Source organism: Citricoccus sp. GCM10030269, assembly GCF_042665635.1.
Taxonomy (GTDB): domain Bacteria; phylum Actinomycetota; class Actinomycetes; order Actinomycetales; family Micrococcaceae; genus Citricoccus.
Genome location: NZ_JBHTCV010000001.1, coordinates 598389 through 614367 on the forward strand (window position 1 = coordinate 598389; position 15979 = coordinate 614367).

Consider the following 15979-nt stretch of genomic DNA (forward strand, 5'->3'; position numbering starts at 1 on the left):
ATGTCGCTCGTTTTGCGGGCAGAAGTGGTGGGTGTTCGGCGCGCTAGCGTGGCAACAACCCACCACTTCTGCCCGCAAACTGCGCTTGAGTGGGGGTTGGGTGAAAATGGCGCTAGAAGCTGCGGCCGGTCAACCGCTCGTAGGCCTCGATGTAGCGCTCGCGGGTCTTGGCCACCACGTCGGCCGGCAACGACGGCGGCGCCTCGCCCGAGTGGCGGTCCCACCCGGATTCCGGGCTGGTCAGCCAGTCGCGGACGAATTGCTTGTCGAAGGACGGCTGGGGCCGACCCGGCTCGTAGTCTGCGGCGTCCCAGAATCGGGACGAGTCCGGGGTGAGCACCTCGTCGCCCAGGACGATCTCGCCCGAGGAATCCCGGCCGAACTCCACCTTGGTGTCGGCCAGGATGATGCCCCGTTCGCGAGCCACTCGCTCCGCCCGGGTGTACAGGTCCAAGGTCAGCTCACGCAGCCGCTGGGCCGGGCCGGATCCGGTCAGCCGGGTCATCTGTTCGAAGGTGATGTTCTCGTCGTGCTCGCCCACCTCCGCCTTGGCGGACGGGGTGAAGATCGCCGGTTCCAGCTTCGAGCCGTCCACGAGTCCGCTGGGAAGCGCAAGGCCCGTGACGGTTCCCGACTCGCGGTATTCGGCCAGGCCGGACCCGGTCAAGTACCCGCGGGCGATGCACTCGACCTCGAACATGTCCAGGCGCCGGACCACCATGGCTCGGCCGGCCACCGCCTCCGGCACGTCCAGGGACACCACGTGATTCCTGATGGGCGCAAAGTGACCAGGAGGTGCCACTTCGGTGGGGGTGGGGTCACTTTGCGCGGAAGAAGGAGGGGTGGAGAGTTGTTCGAACCACCACAGGGACAGTTGCGTCAGGACCGCACCCTTGTCCGGGATCTCGGTTTCCAGCACGAAGTCATAGGCGCTGATCCGGTCCGACGCCACGACCAACAACACGTCCGACTCCCCCGGCGCGGCATCCGCGGGCTCGTACAGGTCTCGGACCTTGCCGGAATAGGTGTGCCGCCAGCCTGTCAGCTCAGGCGCCTGCGCGGGATGGCCGGCCATCAGCTCCGCTCCCCGACGCCGGCCAGGGAGATCTCCCCGCGCTCGGCCAGCAACCCGATGTCCGTCCGGTGCTGCGAGCCCGGCAGCGTGATCAGGTCCACGGCCTCGTAGGCGCGGGACCGCGCGCCGGCCAGGTCCTTCCCCCGCCCGACGACGGCCAGCACCCGGCCCCCGGTGGCGACCAGTCCGCCGTCGGGCCCGGTGCCGGTGCCCGCGTGCAGCACCGTGACGTTCTCCAGGGCCTCCGCCTCGGCCACACCAGCGATGACACCGCCCTTGCGGGGTGACTGCGGATAGCCCTCAGCGGCGACGACCACATCCACGGCGTAGTCGTCGGACCATTCCAGGGCCTTGACCCCGGCCAGGCACCCGGTGGCGGCGTCCATGAGCAGCCGGCCCAGAGGCGTGCGCAGCCGAGCCAGCACGGCTTGGGTCTCCGGATCGCCGAAGCGCACGTTGAACTCGATCACCCGGATGCCGCGCTCGGTGACGGCCAGCCCGCAGTACAGCACGCCGGCGAAGGGGGTGCCCCGGTCGGCCATGGTGGCGATGACGGGACGGGCCACCTGCTCCATCACCTCATCCGTGAAGTCCTCCGGCAGCCAGTCCAGCGGCGTGTAGGCGCCCATGCCACCGGTATTCGGGCCGGTGTCCTGGTCGCCGAGGCGTTTGAAGTCCTGAGCGGGGACAAGAGGAACGGCGTTGGTGCCGTCCGAGATGACGAAGAGGGACACCTCCGGACCCTCGAGGAACTCCTCGACCACCACGGTGCCACTGGCGGCGAAGCAGGCGTCGGCGTGGCCCAGGGCCTGATCGCGATCCTGGGTGACCACCACGCCCTTGCCCGCGGCCAGGCCGTCGTCCTTGACCACGTAGGGAGCACCGAAGGCGTCGAGGGCGGACTCTGCCTCGCGGCGGTTCGCACAGGTGCGGGCGTCAGCAGTGGGCACATCGGCCTGAGCCATCACGTCCTTGGCGAAGGACTTCGAGGCCTCCAGCTCGGCGGCGGCCTTCGTCGGGCCGAACACCGTCAGCCCGGCCCGGCGCAGCGCGTCGGAGACGCCCGCGGCCAGTGGAGCCTCGGGACCGATGATCACCAGGTCGACGCCGAGCTCGCCCGCCAGCACGGTGGTGCCCGTGGCGTCGGTGGCGTCGACGTCATGGACGGGCACGTCACGGGCGATCCCGGCGTTGCCGGGCGCCGCGTGGATCTCCTGGACGGAGGGGTCACGCTGCAGGGCGCGGATGATGGCGTGTTCACGGCCGCCGGAGCCGAGGACGAGGATCTTCACGGTGCCCAAGCCTAGACGGTCGTCACGCCTGGGATCACCCGTGCTTGCCTACGATGGAGACATGACACCGAACCCCGCGGACCCGGACCCCCGTTCAGAGGGTCCTGAGGACGCCCACGGCGCACCCGACCTGGCCTACGGGCGCCTCTACGGGCGCGCGCCGCGCATGGGCGGCACCAAGCGGGGCAGTGTTCTCTCCACCGTCTACACGTTCGTCCTGGTCTGGCTGGGCGCCGCCGTGTTCATGTTCTTCGGCTCCCGGCTGCTGGGGATCGAACGCGGCGACGTCGGCGCGGCCGTCGTCGCATTGATCGCCTCCCTGGCCGCCGCCATCGCCGTCACCGTCTGGATCCGCAAACGACGGTGAAACGCCGGAAGTAGTGACAAGCTAGTGACTATGCCCGCCTCACCGCAGCCTTCACCGCACCCGCAGCCGACCGCGACCTTCACTCTCGGCGAGGCCGTGGAACTCGTCCATGTGGTCCGCAACGGCTTCATCGAGTCGCGCACCGCAGGCTCCGCCGTGGTCACCGCACCGGACGGCACCGTGCTCGCCTCGCTCGGCAGCCCCGACGCCCTCATCTACCCCCGCTCCACGCTCAAGCCACTGCAGGCCATCGCCTCCTTGCGGCACGGTGCCCGGCTCGTGGACGAACAGATCGCCCTCGCCTGCGGATCCCACCGCGGCACCGCCCGTCATCGGCAGACGGCGGCCACCGTGCTGTCCTATGCCGGGATGGACGAGTCCTTCCTGCAGTGCCCTCCGGCGTGGCCCGCCGATCCCTCCGGCATCCTCGAACTGGCGGAGGAGGCCGGACCCGGCGGCCCGCTGCAGACTCCCCTGGCGTACAACTGCTCCGGCAAACACGCCGGTTTCCTGTCCGCGGCCAAGCACGGTGGCCATGACGTGCACACCTATCTGGATCTGGACCACCCGGTTCAGCGTGAGGTCGCCGCCGTGCTGGAAGAGTACTGCGGCGAACCGGTGGCCCGTTGGGGCGTCGATGGCTGCGGTGCCCCCGCCCCCGTCCTGTCCCTGACCGGGCTGGCGCGCGGTTTCGGTCGCGTCGCCAGCGCCCCCGGCCGCCGGGACGCCGAGATCCACGCCGTCTCCGTGGCCACGGCCATGCACGAGAACCCCTGGGCGGTCCATGGCGAGTCCAGCTCCAACACCGTGGTGATCCGCCGGCTCGGCATCCTGGCCAAACTCGGCGCGGACGGCGTCATGGTGATGGCCGCCCCGGACGGGACCTCGGTGGCCGTCAAGGCGCTCGACGGCGGCCCTCGCGCGGGCAACCTCGTCGCCCTGGTCCTGCTGGCCCAGTTCGCCCCCGAGCACATCGACCTCGAGGCGCTGCCCGGCGTGCTGGAGACGGTTGCCCCGAAGATCCTCGGTCGGGGCCAACCGGTGGGGCAGGTGCAGCTGGCCCGGCCCGTCCTCGACCTGCTCGACTGATCGGAGCAACGGCACTCATGGCGATCAAGCGCCGCATCTCCCACGACGACGGCCGCGCCGCCTTGGCGACCTGGTCCCGGGCCAACACGGCAGCCGATCTGCCACGCGCCACTCGGGCCACGGCGGTGCGCTACGCCCTGGAGGAACTGGCCACCCGCGCTCCGGGTAACTCGGTGGAGGTGAGGGTTCCGCCGTTCGGCGTCTGCCAATGCGTGGAGGGTCCCCGCCACACGCGGGGCACGCCGCCGAATGTCATCGAGATGGACGCGGCGACGTGGCTGGATCTGGCCACGGGACGGCTCGGGTGGGACGCCGCCGTCGCGCAGGGCTCTGTGCTGGCCTCCGGCGCCCGGGCCGATCTGTCCCCGTGGCTTCCGTTGGACGGCGCATGAGCCCGCGGTACCCACGTACCATGGACATCATGACTTTTTCCCCCGACGGTCCGGCTGAATCAGTCGATCCCGTGGAGTCGGCTTCGCCGGATCAGCCTGTGGCGCCGGCTCCGGACGTGTTGGACCACCGTGAGTTGGTGGTCCGGCAGGCCCCGAAGGCACCCCCGTTCCTCGTGGGTGGAGCGGTCTTGGGCGTCCTCGCCGCGCTGATCGTAACGTCCCTCGGCGTGGACAATCCCGAGTTCACCTTCGGCTCCACGTTCGGGTACTTCGTGGTGTTGTTCGGCATCCTGGGCACCGGTGTCGGCGCGCTGATCTGGCTGGTGCTGGACCGCCGCTCGAAGAGACACACCCGGACCGTCACCGCGGAGGCCGTGGAGGACTACGGGAACGCGGACTACGCGGTGCAGGAACACGAACTGCAGCAGTGGTCGGACAAGTGGGAGAATGGAGACCGTGACCAAGATGCGCGGTGACGGCCAGCTGAACCATGACCTCGACCTGAACGAGAAGGGACCGCAGGACGAATGCGGTGTCTTCGGCGTCTGGGCCCCGGGCGAGGAGGTCTCCAAGCTCGCCTACTACGGCCTGTACGCCCTGCAGCACCGCGGGCAGGAATCCGCGGGCATCGCCACCTCGAACGGCAAGCGGATCTCCGTCTACAAGGATCTCGGCTTGGTCTCCCAGGTGTTCGACGAGTCGACGCTGAACACGCTGACCGGGCACATCGCCGTCGGGCACTGCCGGTATTCGACCACCGGGGGAAACAACTGGGAGAACGCGCAGCCGACCCTCGGGGCCACCGCCGGCGGCACCGTGGCGCTGGGCCACAACGGCAACCTGGTGAACTCGGCCGAGCTGTACCGGTTGGTGCAGCGGCGCTACGGCAAGCAGACCCGGGGCGAGCTGGCCCAGGGCAACACCACGGACACCGCCCTGGTCACCGCCCTGCTCCAGGGTGAGGAGGGCTCCACGCTGGAGCAGACGGCCACCGAGCTGCTACCGGAGATCCGCGGAGCCTTCTCCTTCGTGTTCATGAACGAGCACACCCTCTACGCCGCCCGCGACCCCCACGGTGTGCGTCCCCTCGTGCTCGGCCGGCTGGAGCGCGGCTGGGTGGTGGCTTCGGAACAGTCCGCATTGGCCACGGTCGGCGCCTCCTTCATCCGTGAGGTCGCCCCGGGGGAGCTGATCGCCATTGACGAGGACGGCATCCGCTCCACCCGCTTCGCCGAGCCCACCCCGGCGCACTGCGTCTTCGAGTACGTCTACCTCGCCCGGCCGGACGCCGCCATCAACGGCCGCTCCGTGTACGAGTCCCGCGGGGCCATGGGCCGCGCACTGGCGCGGGAGAATCCCGTGGAGGCCGACGTCGTCATTCCCGTCCCGGAGTCCGGGACCCCCGCCGCGGTCGGCTACGCCGAGGAGTCCGGCATCCCGTTCGGCCAGGGCTTCGTCAAGAACTCCTACGTGGGACGAACGTTCATCCAGCCCTCGCAGACCCTGCGCCAACTGGGCATTCGATTGAAGCTCAATGTCCAGCCGGCGGTGGTGGCGGGCAAGCGCGTGGTGGTCGTGGATGATTCGATCGTGCGGGGCAACACCCAGCGCGCCATCGTGCGCATGCTCAAGGAGGCCGGCGCTGCCGAGGTCCACGTGCGGATCTCCTCTCCGCCGATCAAGTGGCCCTGCTTCTACGGGATCGACTTCGCCTCTCGCGCCGAACTCATCGCCAACGGCGCCGGGATCACGGAGATGGCCGCGTCCATCGGCGCCGACTCCCTGGAGTACATCTCCGCTGATGGCATGATCGAGGCCACCGAACAGCCCCGCACCTCGCTGTGCACCGCCTGCTTCACCGGCGACTACCCCATTCCGCTCCCCCGCGAGGACGAGCGCGGCAAGCACCTGCTGGAACGGCCGGTCGCGGAGGCGACCGCGACCGCCGAATCAACCGAATCGACCGAGGCAACCGGCGATCCTGTCGCTGATCCGGACTCCCCGATCGACCCGGAGGAGCGCCCCGGCGCCGTGGGCGGGGACCCCGGCCCCGACTCCTCCCTCGAACCCCTGCTGACCGCGAACGACAGGACCCCGCTGTGACCGTTCCGGAGACTCCGAACGAATCCGCCGGCACGAGCCCCGGAGTGGCCCCTGCTACCACGTATGCCTCCGCCGGCGTGGACGTCGAGGCCGGCGACCTGGCCATCGAGCTGATGAGGGATGCCGTCAAGGCCACCCACAACGACTCCGTGATCGGCGGCTTCGGTGGCTTCGCCGGGCTCTACGACGTCTCTCGGCTGTTGACCTACTCGCAGCCGATGCTGGCCACGTCCACGGACGGGGTCGGCACCAAGGTCGCGATCGCCCAGGCCCTGGATAAGCACGACACCATCGGCTTCGACCTCGTCGGCATGGTCGTCGACGACATCGTGGTGGTCGGCGCGGAGCCACTGTTCATGACCGACTACATCGCGTGCGGCAAGGTCGTCCCCGAGCGCATCGCCGACATCGTCCGGGGCATCGCCGGTGGCTGCGAGGCCGCCGGGACAGCTTTGGTCGGCGGCGAGACCGCCGAGCACCCCGGGCTGCTGGGCGTGGACGAATACGACGTCGCCGGCGCCGCCACCGGCGTGGTGGAGGCCTCCGCACTGCTGGGCCCCGAACGGGTTCGTGAGGGTGACGTGGTCATCGCCATGGCCTCCTCCGGGATCCACTCGAACGGATACTCCCTGGTGCGGCGCGTCATCAACGACGCCGGCTGGTCCCTGGACCGTGAGGTCACCGACCTGGGTCGCACCCTCGGCGAGGAACTGCTCGAGCCGACCCGGATCTACACGGCGGACTGCCTGGACCTGATGCGCCACCTCAACGGGGTAAAGTCCACTGGCTCATCCGGCAGTACCGGCACCTCCGGCAACGCATCCGGCATCGCCACCGCGTCCGGCGAGCCGGCGCTGCACGGCTTCTCCCACGTCACCGGCGGTGGACTGGCCGCCAACCTGGCCCGAGTCCTCCCGGAGGGCCTGATGGCCACCGTGGATCGTGGCACCTGGTCGCTGCCGGCCGTCTTCGAGCTGATCGGCCAACTGGGACGCGTGCCGCTGGAGGACCTGGAGCGCACACTGAACCTCGGCGTGGGCATGGTGGCCGTGGTCGACGCGGCCGCCGCCGACGAGGCCGTCGCCCGACTCACCTCTCGCGGGCTCACGTCCTGGGTGGCGGGCACCGTGGGACGCATCACGGAGGAGGCCGCTGCGGCGGGCAGCGACTTCATGCAGGGGGCCAAGGGCGTCGACGGCGGCGCGGTGCTGCTGACCGCCGCATACGCCTCCGCCTGAGCTAGCCGGTATCGGCCGACTCAGCGGACAGCTGCGTCTGGAGCCACTGCAGTGCCGGGACCACGCGGGTCCGCCAGCGAAAATCTGCTCGGGTGTCGGCCCGGGTGGGCCCGTCGTTGATCGTCGCGACGGGTTTTCCGGTCTTGACGGCATTCAGCGCGAACGTGAAGCCGCTCATTACCGCCAGCGAGGTGCCGATCGCCAGGACGGACCCGGCGCGGGCGAAGATCTCTTGAGCTGCTGCCTTGCGTTCCGCGGGGACGTTCTCCCCGAAATAGACCACGTCGGGCTTGAGCTCCATGGATCCGCACACGAGGCAGCCGACTAGCTGGAAGCGGTCCACCCAGTGCTGATCCAGGGTGACGTCTCCGTCTGGATTCACCAGCCGCGGGTCCACTGTCACCGCCTCAAGATAGCCGGGGTTCGCCGCCTCCAGCCGGGCGTCGAAGGACCGCCGGTCCTCCATCGCGCCGCAGTGCAGACAGATCACCCGGTCCAGATCCCCGTGCAGGGCCACGAGCCCGTCCGTGCACGCCGCGGCGTGCAGTCCGTCCACGTTCTGGGTCACGACGCCGGCCAGGATCCCCTCGCGCTGCCAGCGCGCCAGCAGGAGGTGGGCCGGGTTCGGTTCGGCCCGGTTCATCTGTCGCCAGCCGACGAAGGACCGAGCCCAATAGCGGTGCCGGGCGCCGGCGTCGTACCGGAACTCCTGATACGTCATGGGCCGGTCCCGCCGCAGTGATCCGGACGGCCCGCGATAATCGGGGATGCCGGAATCGGTGGAGACACCCGCACCGGTCAGTACCATCGGGCGATGCCGTCTCAGCAGGTCCAGGATGCCCTCACGAGCGATCGTCGGATCCTGTAGCGGAGCCGCGTCTTCCACGACCCGCGCGATGGAACGCAGAGCAGCGCGGTGGCCGTTCGCGCCGGGAGAGGGCGACGGCGGCACAGGGTGACTGGGCATCGTCACTCAGCCCAGGCGGGGATCGTCGTCCTCCTGGGCGTCTGCCGTATAGTCCGCGTACGTGTCCGCGTCGTCGATGTACTGGTCATCGTCATGGCTCGAACCGCGGTTGCCGGCCAGCTCACGTTCGAGCGCCGACAAGTCAGTGGCCGGGGAGTAGTACTTCATGTCCCGGGCCTGCTTGGTTGCTTTCGCCTTTTGACGGCCGCGCCCCATGAGCGTGACCCCCTTTGTTCTCCGTCCCCGGGTCTTCAGCTCTTGGGCAAGCTGGACCGGAGTATGCGCTGATCATGATGGTTCGTGGACACTAGGTTAACATGATTCAGCACCCCTTGGCGTCGCCGATGCCGACCTCGGCACCGGCCGGATGACCGATGAACTCCGAAGCCGCGCCTGCTAGCCGCCCTGGTTGACCACCGGCAGAGCTCGAGGCTGTGAAAGTTGTCACGGAAGGACCCACACCAGAGCATGGATCATCAGCAGGAGCGCCCTGGGCGCCCCGAGGACGACGGCCCCTTCGTGCCGTACCTGCCGCCTCGCCAGCCCGAGGACGACGACGGTCCGGGTCCGAGACGGCACCGCGGCTGGTGGATCGCGGCCAGCGCCGTCGTCGTTATCGCTGTGGCGGTGTTCGTGGTGTGGCCGCTGCTCAGCACACCCTCGGGCGAGCGGACGGACGTGGCCAGCCCCGGGCCCTCGATCTCGCGGAATGCCGAACCGGGACTGGACGGCATCATTGCCACTGAGGTGCCGCCCGCCCAAGTGCAACCGGGCGACTGTCTGACCGACTTCAGCTCCGTCGACGAGCCGGCCACCGTGGTCGAGTGCGATCGAGAGCACGAGGCCCAATTGGTCGGCCGGAAGCTGTGGCCGACCGGGCGGGCCTTCCCGCAGGACATGCGCGGGGCCGCCGAGGAGTTCTGCGGCAGCATCGAGCTGACCAGCGTCGAGAACGCCTCCGTGGTGGTCGAGATCTCTCACCCGGCCGAGGGCACCTGGGCCGACGGTGACCGCCGCGTGGACTGCACCGCCGTGGCCCAGGACGGCGTCCTCTCCTCCGCACTGGTGGACGAACCGGTCATGCAGGACTGGACCAACTACGACGACGCCCAGTCCCCTTCCCCCGCCGCCTCCAGCTCCAGCTCTTAACCCCTCTCCAGATGCACTTTGCGGGCAGAACGAACCGGTTCGTTCTGCCCGCAAAGTGAAGGGGTGGGGTGAGTGTGAACGGGCGTGAGTGTCAGCCGGCCTTGCGGGTGACCGAGAGGCGGTCTTGCTCCGTGGGCTCAGTCCCCTCCTGGCGGGCACGGTCGACCAGGACCGTGTCGCCGTCGTTGATCTCGCCGGACAACAAGGCCCGGGCCAGTTGATCGCCGATCTCCCGCTGCACCAGCCGCCGCAGTGGACGGGCGCCGTAGGCCGGGTCATAGCCGGTCAGGGCCAGCCATTCGCGGGCCGCGTCGGTCACCTCGAGGGACAGCCGGCGTGAGGTCAGCCGCTGGGCCAGCGAGTCGACCTGCAGATCCACAATCCTCGTCAGGTCCTCGATGGACAGCGGATCGAACATGATGATGTCGTCCAACCGGTTGAGGAACTCCGGCTTGAAGGAGGAGTTGACCACCTTCATCACGGCGTCCTTCTTTGCGGCCTCGTCCAGGGACGGATCCACCAGGAATTGAGAGCCCAGGTTCGAGGTGAGGATCAGGATGACGTTGCGGAAGTCCACGGTGCGGCCCTGACCGTCGGTGAGGCGGCCGTCGTCGAGCACCTGCAACAGGATGTCGAAGACCTCGGGATGGGCCTTCTCCACCTCGTCCAGCAGGATCACCGAGTACGGACGCCGGCGAACGGCCTCGGTCAGCTGGCCGCCCTCGTCATGGCCCACGTAGCCGGGAGGCGCGCCGACGAGCCGCGAGACGGAGTGCTTCTCCGAGTATTCGGACATGTCGATGCGGATCATGGCGTGGTCGTCGTCGAACAGGAACCCGGCGAGCGACTTGGCCAGTTCCGTCTTGCCGACGCCGGTCGGACCGAGGAACAGGAAGGAACCGGTCGGCCGGCTGGGGTCGGCGATGCCGGCGCGGGACCGCCGCACCGCATCAGAGACAGAGGCGACCGCCGTGGTCTGCCCGATGAGCCGCTCGCCCAGGTGCTCTTCCATGGCCAGCAGCTTGTCCTGCTCGGACTGCAGCATGCGTCCGGCCGGGATGCCCGTCCACGCGGAGATCACCTCGGCAATGTCGTCGGCGGTGACCTCCTCGGAGACCATGGTCGGCTGATCGCCGCCATGATCGTCACTGTCGCCGCTGTGGCCACCGGCCTCCGCCTCCACAGCCGCCTGCAGCTGCTGTTCCACGGCCGGGATCTCGCCGTAGAGGATCCGGGACGCCTCGGCCAGATCGCCATCGCGCTGAGCCTTGTCCGCGGCCGAGCGCAGCTCATCCAACTTCACGCGAAGGTCACCGGCCTGGTTGAGGGACGCCTTCTCGGATTCCCACCGAGCGGTGAGTTCGGCCAGCTCCTCGCGTTGATTGGCCAGGTCCTCCCGGAGAGCCGCCAAGCGCTCGAGCGACGACGGATCCGTCTCGTCCTGCAGGGCGAGCTCCTCCATCGTCAGCCGGTCCACCGAACGCCGCAACTGATCGATCTCCTCGGGAGCGGAATCGATCTCCATGCGCAACCGAGACGCGGACTCATCCACGAGGTCAATGGCCTTGTCCGGCAGCTGACGACCGGAGATGTAGCGGTCCGAGAGGTGAGCGGCGGCAACCAGCGCGGAGTCGGCGATGGCCACCTTGTGGTGCGCCTCGTAGCGCTCCTTGAGCCCGCGCAGAATCGCGATCGTGTCATCCACCGTGGGTTCCCCGACGTAGACCTGCTGGAATCGGCGCTCCAGGGCGGGATCCTTCTCGATGTTCTCGCGGTATTCGTCCAGGGTGGTGGCGCCGATCAGCCGCAGTTCACCGCGGGCCAGCATCGGCTTGAGCATGTTGCCGGCATCCATGGCACCCTCGGACGCCCCAGCACCCACCACGGTGTGGATCTCGTCGATGAACGTGACGATCTGGGCGTCCGACTGCTTGATCTCCTCGAGCACCGACTTCAGGCGCTCCTCGAACTCGCCGCGATACTTGGCCCCGGCCACCATGGAGCTCAGGTCCAGCGAGATCAGCGTCTTCCCCCGCAAGGACTCGGGCACGTCACCGGCCACCATGCGCTGGGCCAGACCCTCGACGACGGCCGTCTTGCCGACGCCCGGCTCGCCGATGAGCACGGGATTGTTCTTCGTCCGGCGAGACAGCACCTGAACGAGCCGGCGGATCTCGCTGTCCCGGCCGATCACCGGATCCAGCTTGCCCGAGCGGGCGATCTCGGTCAGGTCCGTGCCGTACTTCTCCAAGGCCTGGAAGGTGTTCTCCGGGTCTGGGGTGGTCACCCGCGAGTCCCCACGCACCTCTTTGACCGCGGCGGACAACGACTCGACACTCGCTCCGGCATCGCGCAGGGCGGCACCGGCCTTGCCGGCGTCGGCTGCCAAACCCAGCAGAAGGTGCTCGGTGGAGAGGTAGTCATCGCCGAGCGCCTCGGCCTGTTGCTGTGCCGCTTGCACCACGAGGAGCCCCTGGCGGGACAACTGGGCCTGGGCCACTGAGGTGCCCGAGCTGGCCGGCAGTTCACTGATGGCGCTCGACGCGGCGGTGGAGACCACATCCGGGTCCGCTCCAGCGGCCTTCAGCACCGCGACCGCCACGGAGCCGCGCTGATCCATGAGGGCCTTGAGCAGATGAGCCGGTTCGATCTGAGGGTTGCCCAGAGTCGAGGCGTGCATGGCGGCGGCCGACATCACCTCTTGGCTCTTGGTGGTGAACTTCGTGTCCATGGCGTGCTCCTCTCCTGCCGGTGCGCCGGCAGGTCACTGGCGTCGATACGGGACGGATCTCAAAGTTGAGTCTAAGGCACTCAACCTACGGTGAGGAGCTCTTATTCCCCGGCTGTCGCCTCCTGCGAAGCACCATCCCCGACTCCTGCGGAGCCCAGTTCCGGCACGTCCGCGAACGAGTACGGCGGCCACGGACCCAGGTAACGGATCTCGCTGCCGGGCCTCTCGTCGCGGATGGCCGCCAGCTCCAGACCGACCTGCTGGACGCCGTCGTCGGGAACCAAGAGAGAGACGCTGAGCACGGAGACGAGACCCGGCGTCCGCGCCGGGCTGCGCGTCTCGGCGAGGTCGGTGGACAGCGCCGCCAGGCGACGCCGGAAGTCCGGGTAGAGGCGATCGGCCAGGCGTTCGGTCACCTCCTGCTCCAGCGTGGCCAGCCGTTTGCGATACAGGCGCTGAACTCCCGGCGGGCGGTGGTCGAGGTCCTCGCGCAGGGCACGGACCTCCTCGCTGGTCTCGCCGACGGCCTCCTGGTTCAGCGAAATCTCCACGCGCAGTTCCACCATGCCGCGCAGCCGGTCCAGGTGTGTGCTCAGCGCTGAGGCATTCGTCGTCAACCACTGCACCAAGCGCTCATCGGCAGAGGTGTCCGAGCCCTCGTCCGGGCTGACGATCACGTTGAAACTGACCGGCAAGATGGTGCCGGCACTCTCCCACGCCCGGTCGACGACGTCGCTGTGCTCCAGGACCCAGCGCTCCACCTCCGAGTCCGGGCCCTGATAGGGAGGATCGTCGTGCTCGTGCACCACGGCCGCCAACCCCCCGGCCGCCACCACGGTCCGCACGGCAGAGTTGTTGATGCCGGTACCCAGCTCCGTGGCCGTGTCAGCGGCGGGAACGATGGCGTAGACGTACAGACCCGGTGCACTCACGTGACGGACTTCCCTTCCTCTTCTGCCCAGCGGGCAGGATTGATCAGCTTGTCGACGACCTCGTCCACGACGTCGTCCAGTCCGCGATGAAGATCGGCCACGGAGGCGGTAATGCCGTGTTCGGCCTTGATCTCGCCCATCGCCTCGTCCAGTTCCATGAGGGCTTCGCCGAGGCGGTCCTGTTCCTCCTCCGTGAGATCCCCGCCCTCCAGACGCCGAACGGCTTGGGTCTCCAGCGCCTCCTGAATCACCTCCACCAGGGTGACGACCAGGGTCAGGACGCCGTGTTTGAGGCTCTTCTCGTCGATCTCGAGTGCCATGAGGGTCTGCCTCTCCTATCGATCGTCCGGCGTGGACGGCTCGTGCCCGGTGATCTCCGCGAAGGCTCTGGTCCACGCGTCGAGGTTCTGGCCGGCGAGGTCCACCGAACCGTGTTCTGTGGCGAGTCGCAGCACTGCGGCGTGACCGCCGGGAGTCCGTCCGCGCGCCAACTGGATCCCGTGGATGTCCTGCGGCTGCAGACTGACCGCCGGGCGCGTGTCCAGGGCGCCCTGCCACGTGAAGGGGCCATAGCGTTCCATGCGTGCCGTCCCACCGCGCCAGATCGGACCCCCGGCACGCTGCTCGAGGTACCAGAGCTCCCCTTCCAGCAGAGGGCCTTCAGCCTCCTGCGGCGGCGTGCGCCCCTCGCCGGACGGCAGCCCGCGTTGCCGCGAGACAAGGTCACGAACGGTTTCGGGCGAGGACGCCGACAGCAGCGTGGAGGTGCCATCAGAGGTCTGCACCACCACCCGCGTGCGGTCTTCCCCGCCGATGGTTCGTTCGTTCTGCAGACCGATCTCGGCGATGTCGTCCAGCTCGGCCTCCCACAGCACCTCATGGGGGTCCCGGCGGAAGGCGAACAGGCGCTGGTCCGTCACGTACAGGGCGCCCGGTCGCCAGATGCGGGAGAAGCCCTCCTGAAAATGGCCACCGGCCATCTTGGCGATGATCTCTTCGCCGGAGCGCAGGGGAACATGTCGGGACACGGATTGCTGCACCCACGCCCGGGTCCGCTCGTCCCAGTCCCGCATCATGCCGTACTCGAGCATGGTTTCCATCCCGGCGATGGTCGCCCGGAGGTTGATGCCGATCAGCGGGATATCGGCCACGGCGATGATGAGATCGAGATTGAGGTAGGTGCCCTTGTTGAGCAGCACCCCGATCAGGTCGGGCAGGGTGACCTGCGGGTTACGCGTCGGCTCCATCGCGGACGGTTCGGTGCCAGACCTGCCCTGCCCGGTGCCGGCACCGTCCGTGGTCTCGCTCAAGACTCCCCGGTCACAGAAGAGGGGGCCTCCACGATCCTGGGTGAAGACGCCGTGTGGGACTCCTTCTCACCGTCATGGGTCTCCTTCTCACCGTCGTGAGACACCTCGGCGGGGCCGTGAGACTCTTTGGCGCGGAGTGCCAGCGCACTCTCCCAACCACACCACGGGCAGAACTCGTTCAGCAGCTGCTGTGCCGACGCCTTCTTTCCGCACTGCGGACAGGTGTCCTTGGCCTCGATGGCATCTTGCCAGGCGACCGTTTCCGTGTTGGTTCCGGCCGGGAATTCCAAGCCGTATCGGGCGGCCGTTTCGAAGGAGGCCAGCGCAGCGCGGATGCGGATGCCGAGCAGTTCGACACCGGCGACCGACACCATGATGTCGGCATTGAGGACCAGGCCCTTGTCCAGGAGCGTCTCCACCACGTGGACCAGGGTTCCCTCCCGGCTCCGTTGTGGCTCCATTGCTCCATTCGGCCCGAAATTCGCCACCGTCATCGCTCAGTCTCCTTCGTCGTGGACCTGCATGGCACCAAGCTCCCGGACGGGCCTACTCTTCCCGCGAGCGTCCGCGCGAGTACCGGGCGCCGCGAGCGTATGCCGTCATCTCACCCGTACTGTCCAGGGTCACTTCGTACTCTGCCATGATGTCCGCGGTGCTCGGGATGCGCGAGGACTCGACCACCTCGATGGTCACCTTCCAGCCGTCGTCCTGGGACTCCACCCCGACGACGGACTCCGGCGTGCGCGTCGTGAGTTCCTGCAGCTGGGACACCGCTTCGGAAGCCGCCTTCCGGGCACTCAGTTTCCTGCCTCCAGACCGGCGTTCTTCCGACGGGGATTCCTCGGACCGGTTTTTTTCCTCGGACTGCGATTCTCCGGACCGGTGCTCTTCCGGCTGAGTCTCCGCGGACCGTTCGTCGTCCGGCTGCTGGTGCTCATCTGACCGCTGCGGCTCCTGCGACTCTTGGGGCGCGCGGTCCTCCTCCGGCTGCTGATGCTCGTTCGAGTCCTGGCCCTCCTGGTGGGATTCGTGCTGCTGTTCAGTCGCGTCCTGGTCTTCGGGTGCGTCATGGTCGCTCACGGGCGGTTCTCCTCCTTCGGGCGCCGATTGGCTTCGATCAATCGCGCGACCAGTTCTTTTTCGAGTTGCTTGGCCTCTTCGTCACTGATCGTCCCGGCGTCGCGGGCGTCGGCCACGTCTTCGAGCTTTCGGCGGATGGCGCCCGGATCGTAATACTGCCGCTCGGCCTCTTCTTGCACCCGCTCGGCCACCCACACCGTTCCCTTGAGCGGCGCGAGGGGGAGGCTGAACAGTCCAGAGATCAAGCCCACGGT

18 protein-coding genes are annotated in these 15979 nt (G+C 68.4%); 7 read left to right on the forward strand and 11 right to left on the reverse strand.

Features of this window, described 5'->3' with window-relative positions; translation table 11 throughout:
* Positions 1-112 precede the first annotated feature (112 nt).
* Both ACFQQD_RS02870 and purD read right to left on the reverse strand, forming a co-directional pair.
* Positions 113-1075, reverse strand: coding sequence for a phosphoribosylaminoimidazolesuccinocarboxamide synthase (locus tag ACFQQD_RS02870; protein WP_378085985.1), 963 nt, complete (start codon positions 1073-1075; stop codon positions 113-115).
* The gene (purD, locus tag ACFQQD_RS02875; RefSeq protein ID WP_378085987.1) at positions 1075-2367 is read right to left on the reverse strand and encodes a phosphoribosylamine--glycine ligase; all 1293 of its coding nucleotides are present in this window, start codon (positions 2365-2367) and stop codon (positions 1075-1077) included. Before purD ends, ACFQQD_RS02870 begins: the two co-directional genes overlap by 1 nt.
* 61 nt (positions 2368-2428) lie before the next feature.
* On the opposite strand from purD, the gene ACFQQD_RS02880 reads away from it, so the two are divergent.
* The 6 genes from ACFQQD_RS02880 to purM are packed head-to-tail and all read left to right on the forward strand — an operon-like array spanning position 2429 to position 7556.
* Positions 2429-2734 carry a hypothetical protein gene (locus ACFQQD_RS02880; protein ID WP_378085989.1) on the forward strand — a complete coding sequence of 102 codons (306 nt, stop codon included), beginning with the start codon at positions 2429-2431 and terminating at the stop codon, positions 2732-2734.
* Positions 2735-2764: 30 nt separating this feature from the next.
* Positions 2765-3823: an asparaginase gene (locus ACFQQD_RS02885; RefSeq protein ID WP_378085991.1), complete on the forward strand. Its 1059-nt coding sequence runs from the start codon at positions 2765-2767 to the stop codon at positions 3821-3823.
* 17 nt (positions 3824-3840) lie between these two features.
* Entirely contained in the window at positions 3841-4215 is a 375-nt protein-coding gene (locus ACFQQD_RS02890; protein WP_378085993.1) for a sterol carrier family protein, read from the forward strand.
* Between the two features lie 29 nt (positions 4216-4244).
* The gene (locus tag ACFQQD_RS02895) at positions 4245-4691 is read left to right on the forward strand and encodes a hypothetical protein (RefSeq protein ID WP_378085995.1); all 447 of its coding nucleotides are present in this window, start codon (positions 4245-4247) and stop codon (positions 4689-4691) included.
* On the forward strand, positions 4681-6318 hold the full coding sequence (gene purF / locus ACFQQD_RS02900; RefSeq protein ID WP_378086109.1) for an amidophosphoribosyltransferase: 1638 nt from the start codon (positions 4681-4683) through the stop codon (positions 6316-6318). The genes ACFQQD_RS02895 and purF overlap by 11 nt, the downstream gene beginning before the upstream one ends.
* A gap of 44 nt (positions 6319-6362) precedes the next feature.
* Positions 6363-7556 (forward strand): phosphoribosylformylglycinamidine cyclo-ligase, encoded by a 1194-nt coding sequence (gene purM, locus ACFQQD_RS02905; RefSeq protein ID WP_378086111.1) that lies wholly within the window; start codon positions 6363-6365, stop codon positions 7554-7556.
* Position 7557: 1 nt separating this feature from the next.
* On the opposite strand, the gene ACFQQD_RS02910 is transcribed toward purM, so the two are convergent.
* Positions 7558-8523: a Sir2 family NAD-dependent protein deacetylase gene (locus ACFQQD_RS02910; RefSeq protein WP_378085997.1), complete on the reverse strand. Its 966-nt coding sequence runs from the start codon at positions 8521-8523 to the stop codon at positions 7558-7560.
* A 6-nt stretch (positions 8524-8529) separates the two neighbouring features.
* Positions 8530-8739, reverse strand: coding sequence for a DUF3073 domain-containing protein (locus ACFQQD_RS02915; protein ID WP_378086000.1), 210 nt, complete (start codon positions 8737-8739; stop codon positions 8530-8532).
* Between the two features lie 252 nt (positions 8740-8991).
* Between ACFQQD_RS02915 and ACFQQD_RS02920 the strand changes: the two genes are divergently transcribed.
* Positions 8992-9672 (forward strand): hypothetical protein, encoded by a 681-nt coding sequence (locus ACFQQD_RS02920; protein WP_378086002.1) that lies wholly within the window; start codon positions 8992-8994, stop codon positions 9670-9672.
* Positions 9673-9763: 91 nt separating this feature from the next.
* Here ACFQQD_RS02920 and clpB read toward each other — a convergent pair whose 3' ends face one another.
* From clpB to ACFQQD_RS02955, 7 genes are all read right to left on the reverse strand, one after another.
* A complete protein-coding gene (clpB, locus tag ACFQQD_RS02925; protein WP_378086004.1) occupies positions 9764-12403 on the reverse strand; it encodes an ATP-dependent chaperone ClpB in 2640 nt (879 codons plus the stop codon).
* A gap of 101 nt (positions 12404-12504) precedes the next feature.
* The gene (locus ACFQQD_RS02930; protein WP_378086006.1) at positions 12505-13335 is read right to left on the reverse strand and encodes a GvpL/GvpF family gas vesicle protein; all 831 of its coding nucleotides are present in this window, start codon (positions 13333-13335) and stop codon (positions 12505-12507) included.
* Positions 13332-13655, reverse strand: coding sequence for a gas vesicle protein K (locus ACFQQD_RS02935; protein ID WP_378086007.1), 324 nt, complete (start codon positions 13653-13655; stop codon positions 13332-13334). The genes ACFQQD_RS02930 and ACFQQD_RS02935 overlap by 4 nt, the downstream gene beginning before the upstream one ends.
* A 15-nt stretch (positions 13656-13670) precedes the next feature.
* Positions 13671-14645 carry a gas vesicle protein GvpJ gene (gvpJ, locus tag ACFQQD_RS02940; protein ID WP_378086009.1) on the reverse strand — a complete coding sequence of 325 codons (975 nt, stop codon included), beginning with the start codon at positions 14643-14645 and terminating at the stop codon, positions 13671-13673.
* The gene (gvpJ, locus tag ACFQQD_RS02945) at positions 14642-15106 is read right to left on the reverse strand and encodes a gas vesicle protein GvpJ (protein WP_378086011.1); all 465 of its coding nucleotides are present in this window, start codon (positions 15104-15106) and stop codon (positions 14642-14644) included. Before gvpJ (ACFQQD_RS02945) ends, gvpJ (ACFQQD_RS02940) begins: the two co-directional genes overlap by 4 nt.
* A gap of 85 nt (positions 15107-15191) precedes the next feature.
* Positions 15192-15725, reverse strand: coding sequence for a gas vesicle protein GvpO (gene gvpO, locus ACFQQD_RS02950; RefSeq protein ID WP_378086014.1), 534 nt, complete (start codon positions 15723-15725; stop codon positions 15192-15194).
* On the reverse strand, positions 15722-15976 hold the full coding sequence (locus ACFQQD_RS02955; RefSeq protein WP_378086016.1) for a gas vesicle protein GvpG: 255 nt from the start codon (positions 15974-15976) through the stop codon (positions 15722-15724). The genes gvpO and ACFQQD_RS02955 overlap by 4 nt, the downstream gene beginning before the upstream one ends.
* Positions 15977-15979 lie beyond the last annotated feature (3 nt).

Coding starts and splice junctions, on each gene's coding strand:
- ACFQQD_RS02870 (WP_378085985.1), bottom strand. CDS start 1,075: ATGGCCGGCCATCCCGCGCAGGCGCCTGAGCTGACAGGCTGGCGGCAC.
- ACFQQD_RS02880 (WP_378085989.1), top strand. CDS start 2,429: ATGACACCGAACCCCGCGGACCCGGACCCCCGTTCAGAGGGTCCTGAG.
- ACFQQD_RS02885 (WP_378085991.1), top strand. CDS start 2,765: ATGCCCGCCTCACCGCAGCCTTCACCGCACCCGCAGCCGACCGCGACC.
- ACFQQD_RS02890 (WP_378085993.1), top strand. CDS start 3,841: ATGGCGATCAAGCGCCGCATCTCCCACGACGACGGCCGCGCCGCCTTG.
- ACFQQD_RS02895 (WP_378085995.1), top strand. CDS start 4,245: ATGACTTTTTCCCCCGACGGTCCGGCTGAATCAGTCGATCCCGTGGAG.
- purF (WP_378086109.1), top strand. CDS start 4,681: ATGCGCGGTGACGGCCAGCTGAACCATGACCTCGACCTGAACGAGAAG.
- ACFQQD_RS02910 (WP_378085997.1), bottom strand. CDS start 8,523: ATGCCCAGTCACCCTGTGCCGCCGTCGCCCTCTCCCGGCGCGAACGGC.
- ACFQQD_RS02915 (WP_378086000.1), bottom strand. CDS start 8,739: ATGGGGCGCGGCCGTCAAAAGGCGAAAGCAACCAAGCAGGCCCGGGAC.
- ACFQQD_RS02920 (WP_378086002.1), top strand. CDS start 8,992: ATGGATCATCAGCAGGAGCGCCCTGGGCGCCCCGAGGACGACGGCCCC.
- clpB (WP_378086004.1), bottom strand. CDS start 12,403: ATGGACACGAAGTTCACCACCAAGAGCCAAGAGGTGATGTCGGCCGCC.
- ACFQQD_RS02935 (WP_378086007.1), bottom strand. CDS start 13,655: ATGGCACTCGAGATCGACGAGAAGAGCCTCAAACACGGCGTCCTGACC.
- gvpJ (WP_378086011.1), bottom strand. CDS start 15,106: ATGGAGCCACAACGGAGCCGGGAGGGAACCCTGGTCCACGTGGTGGAG.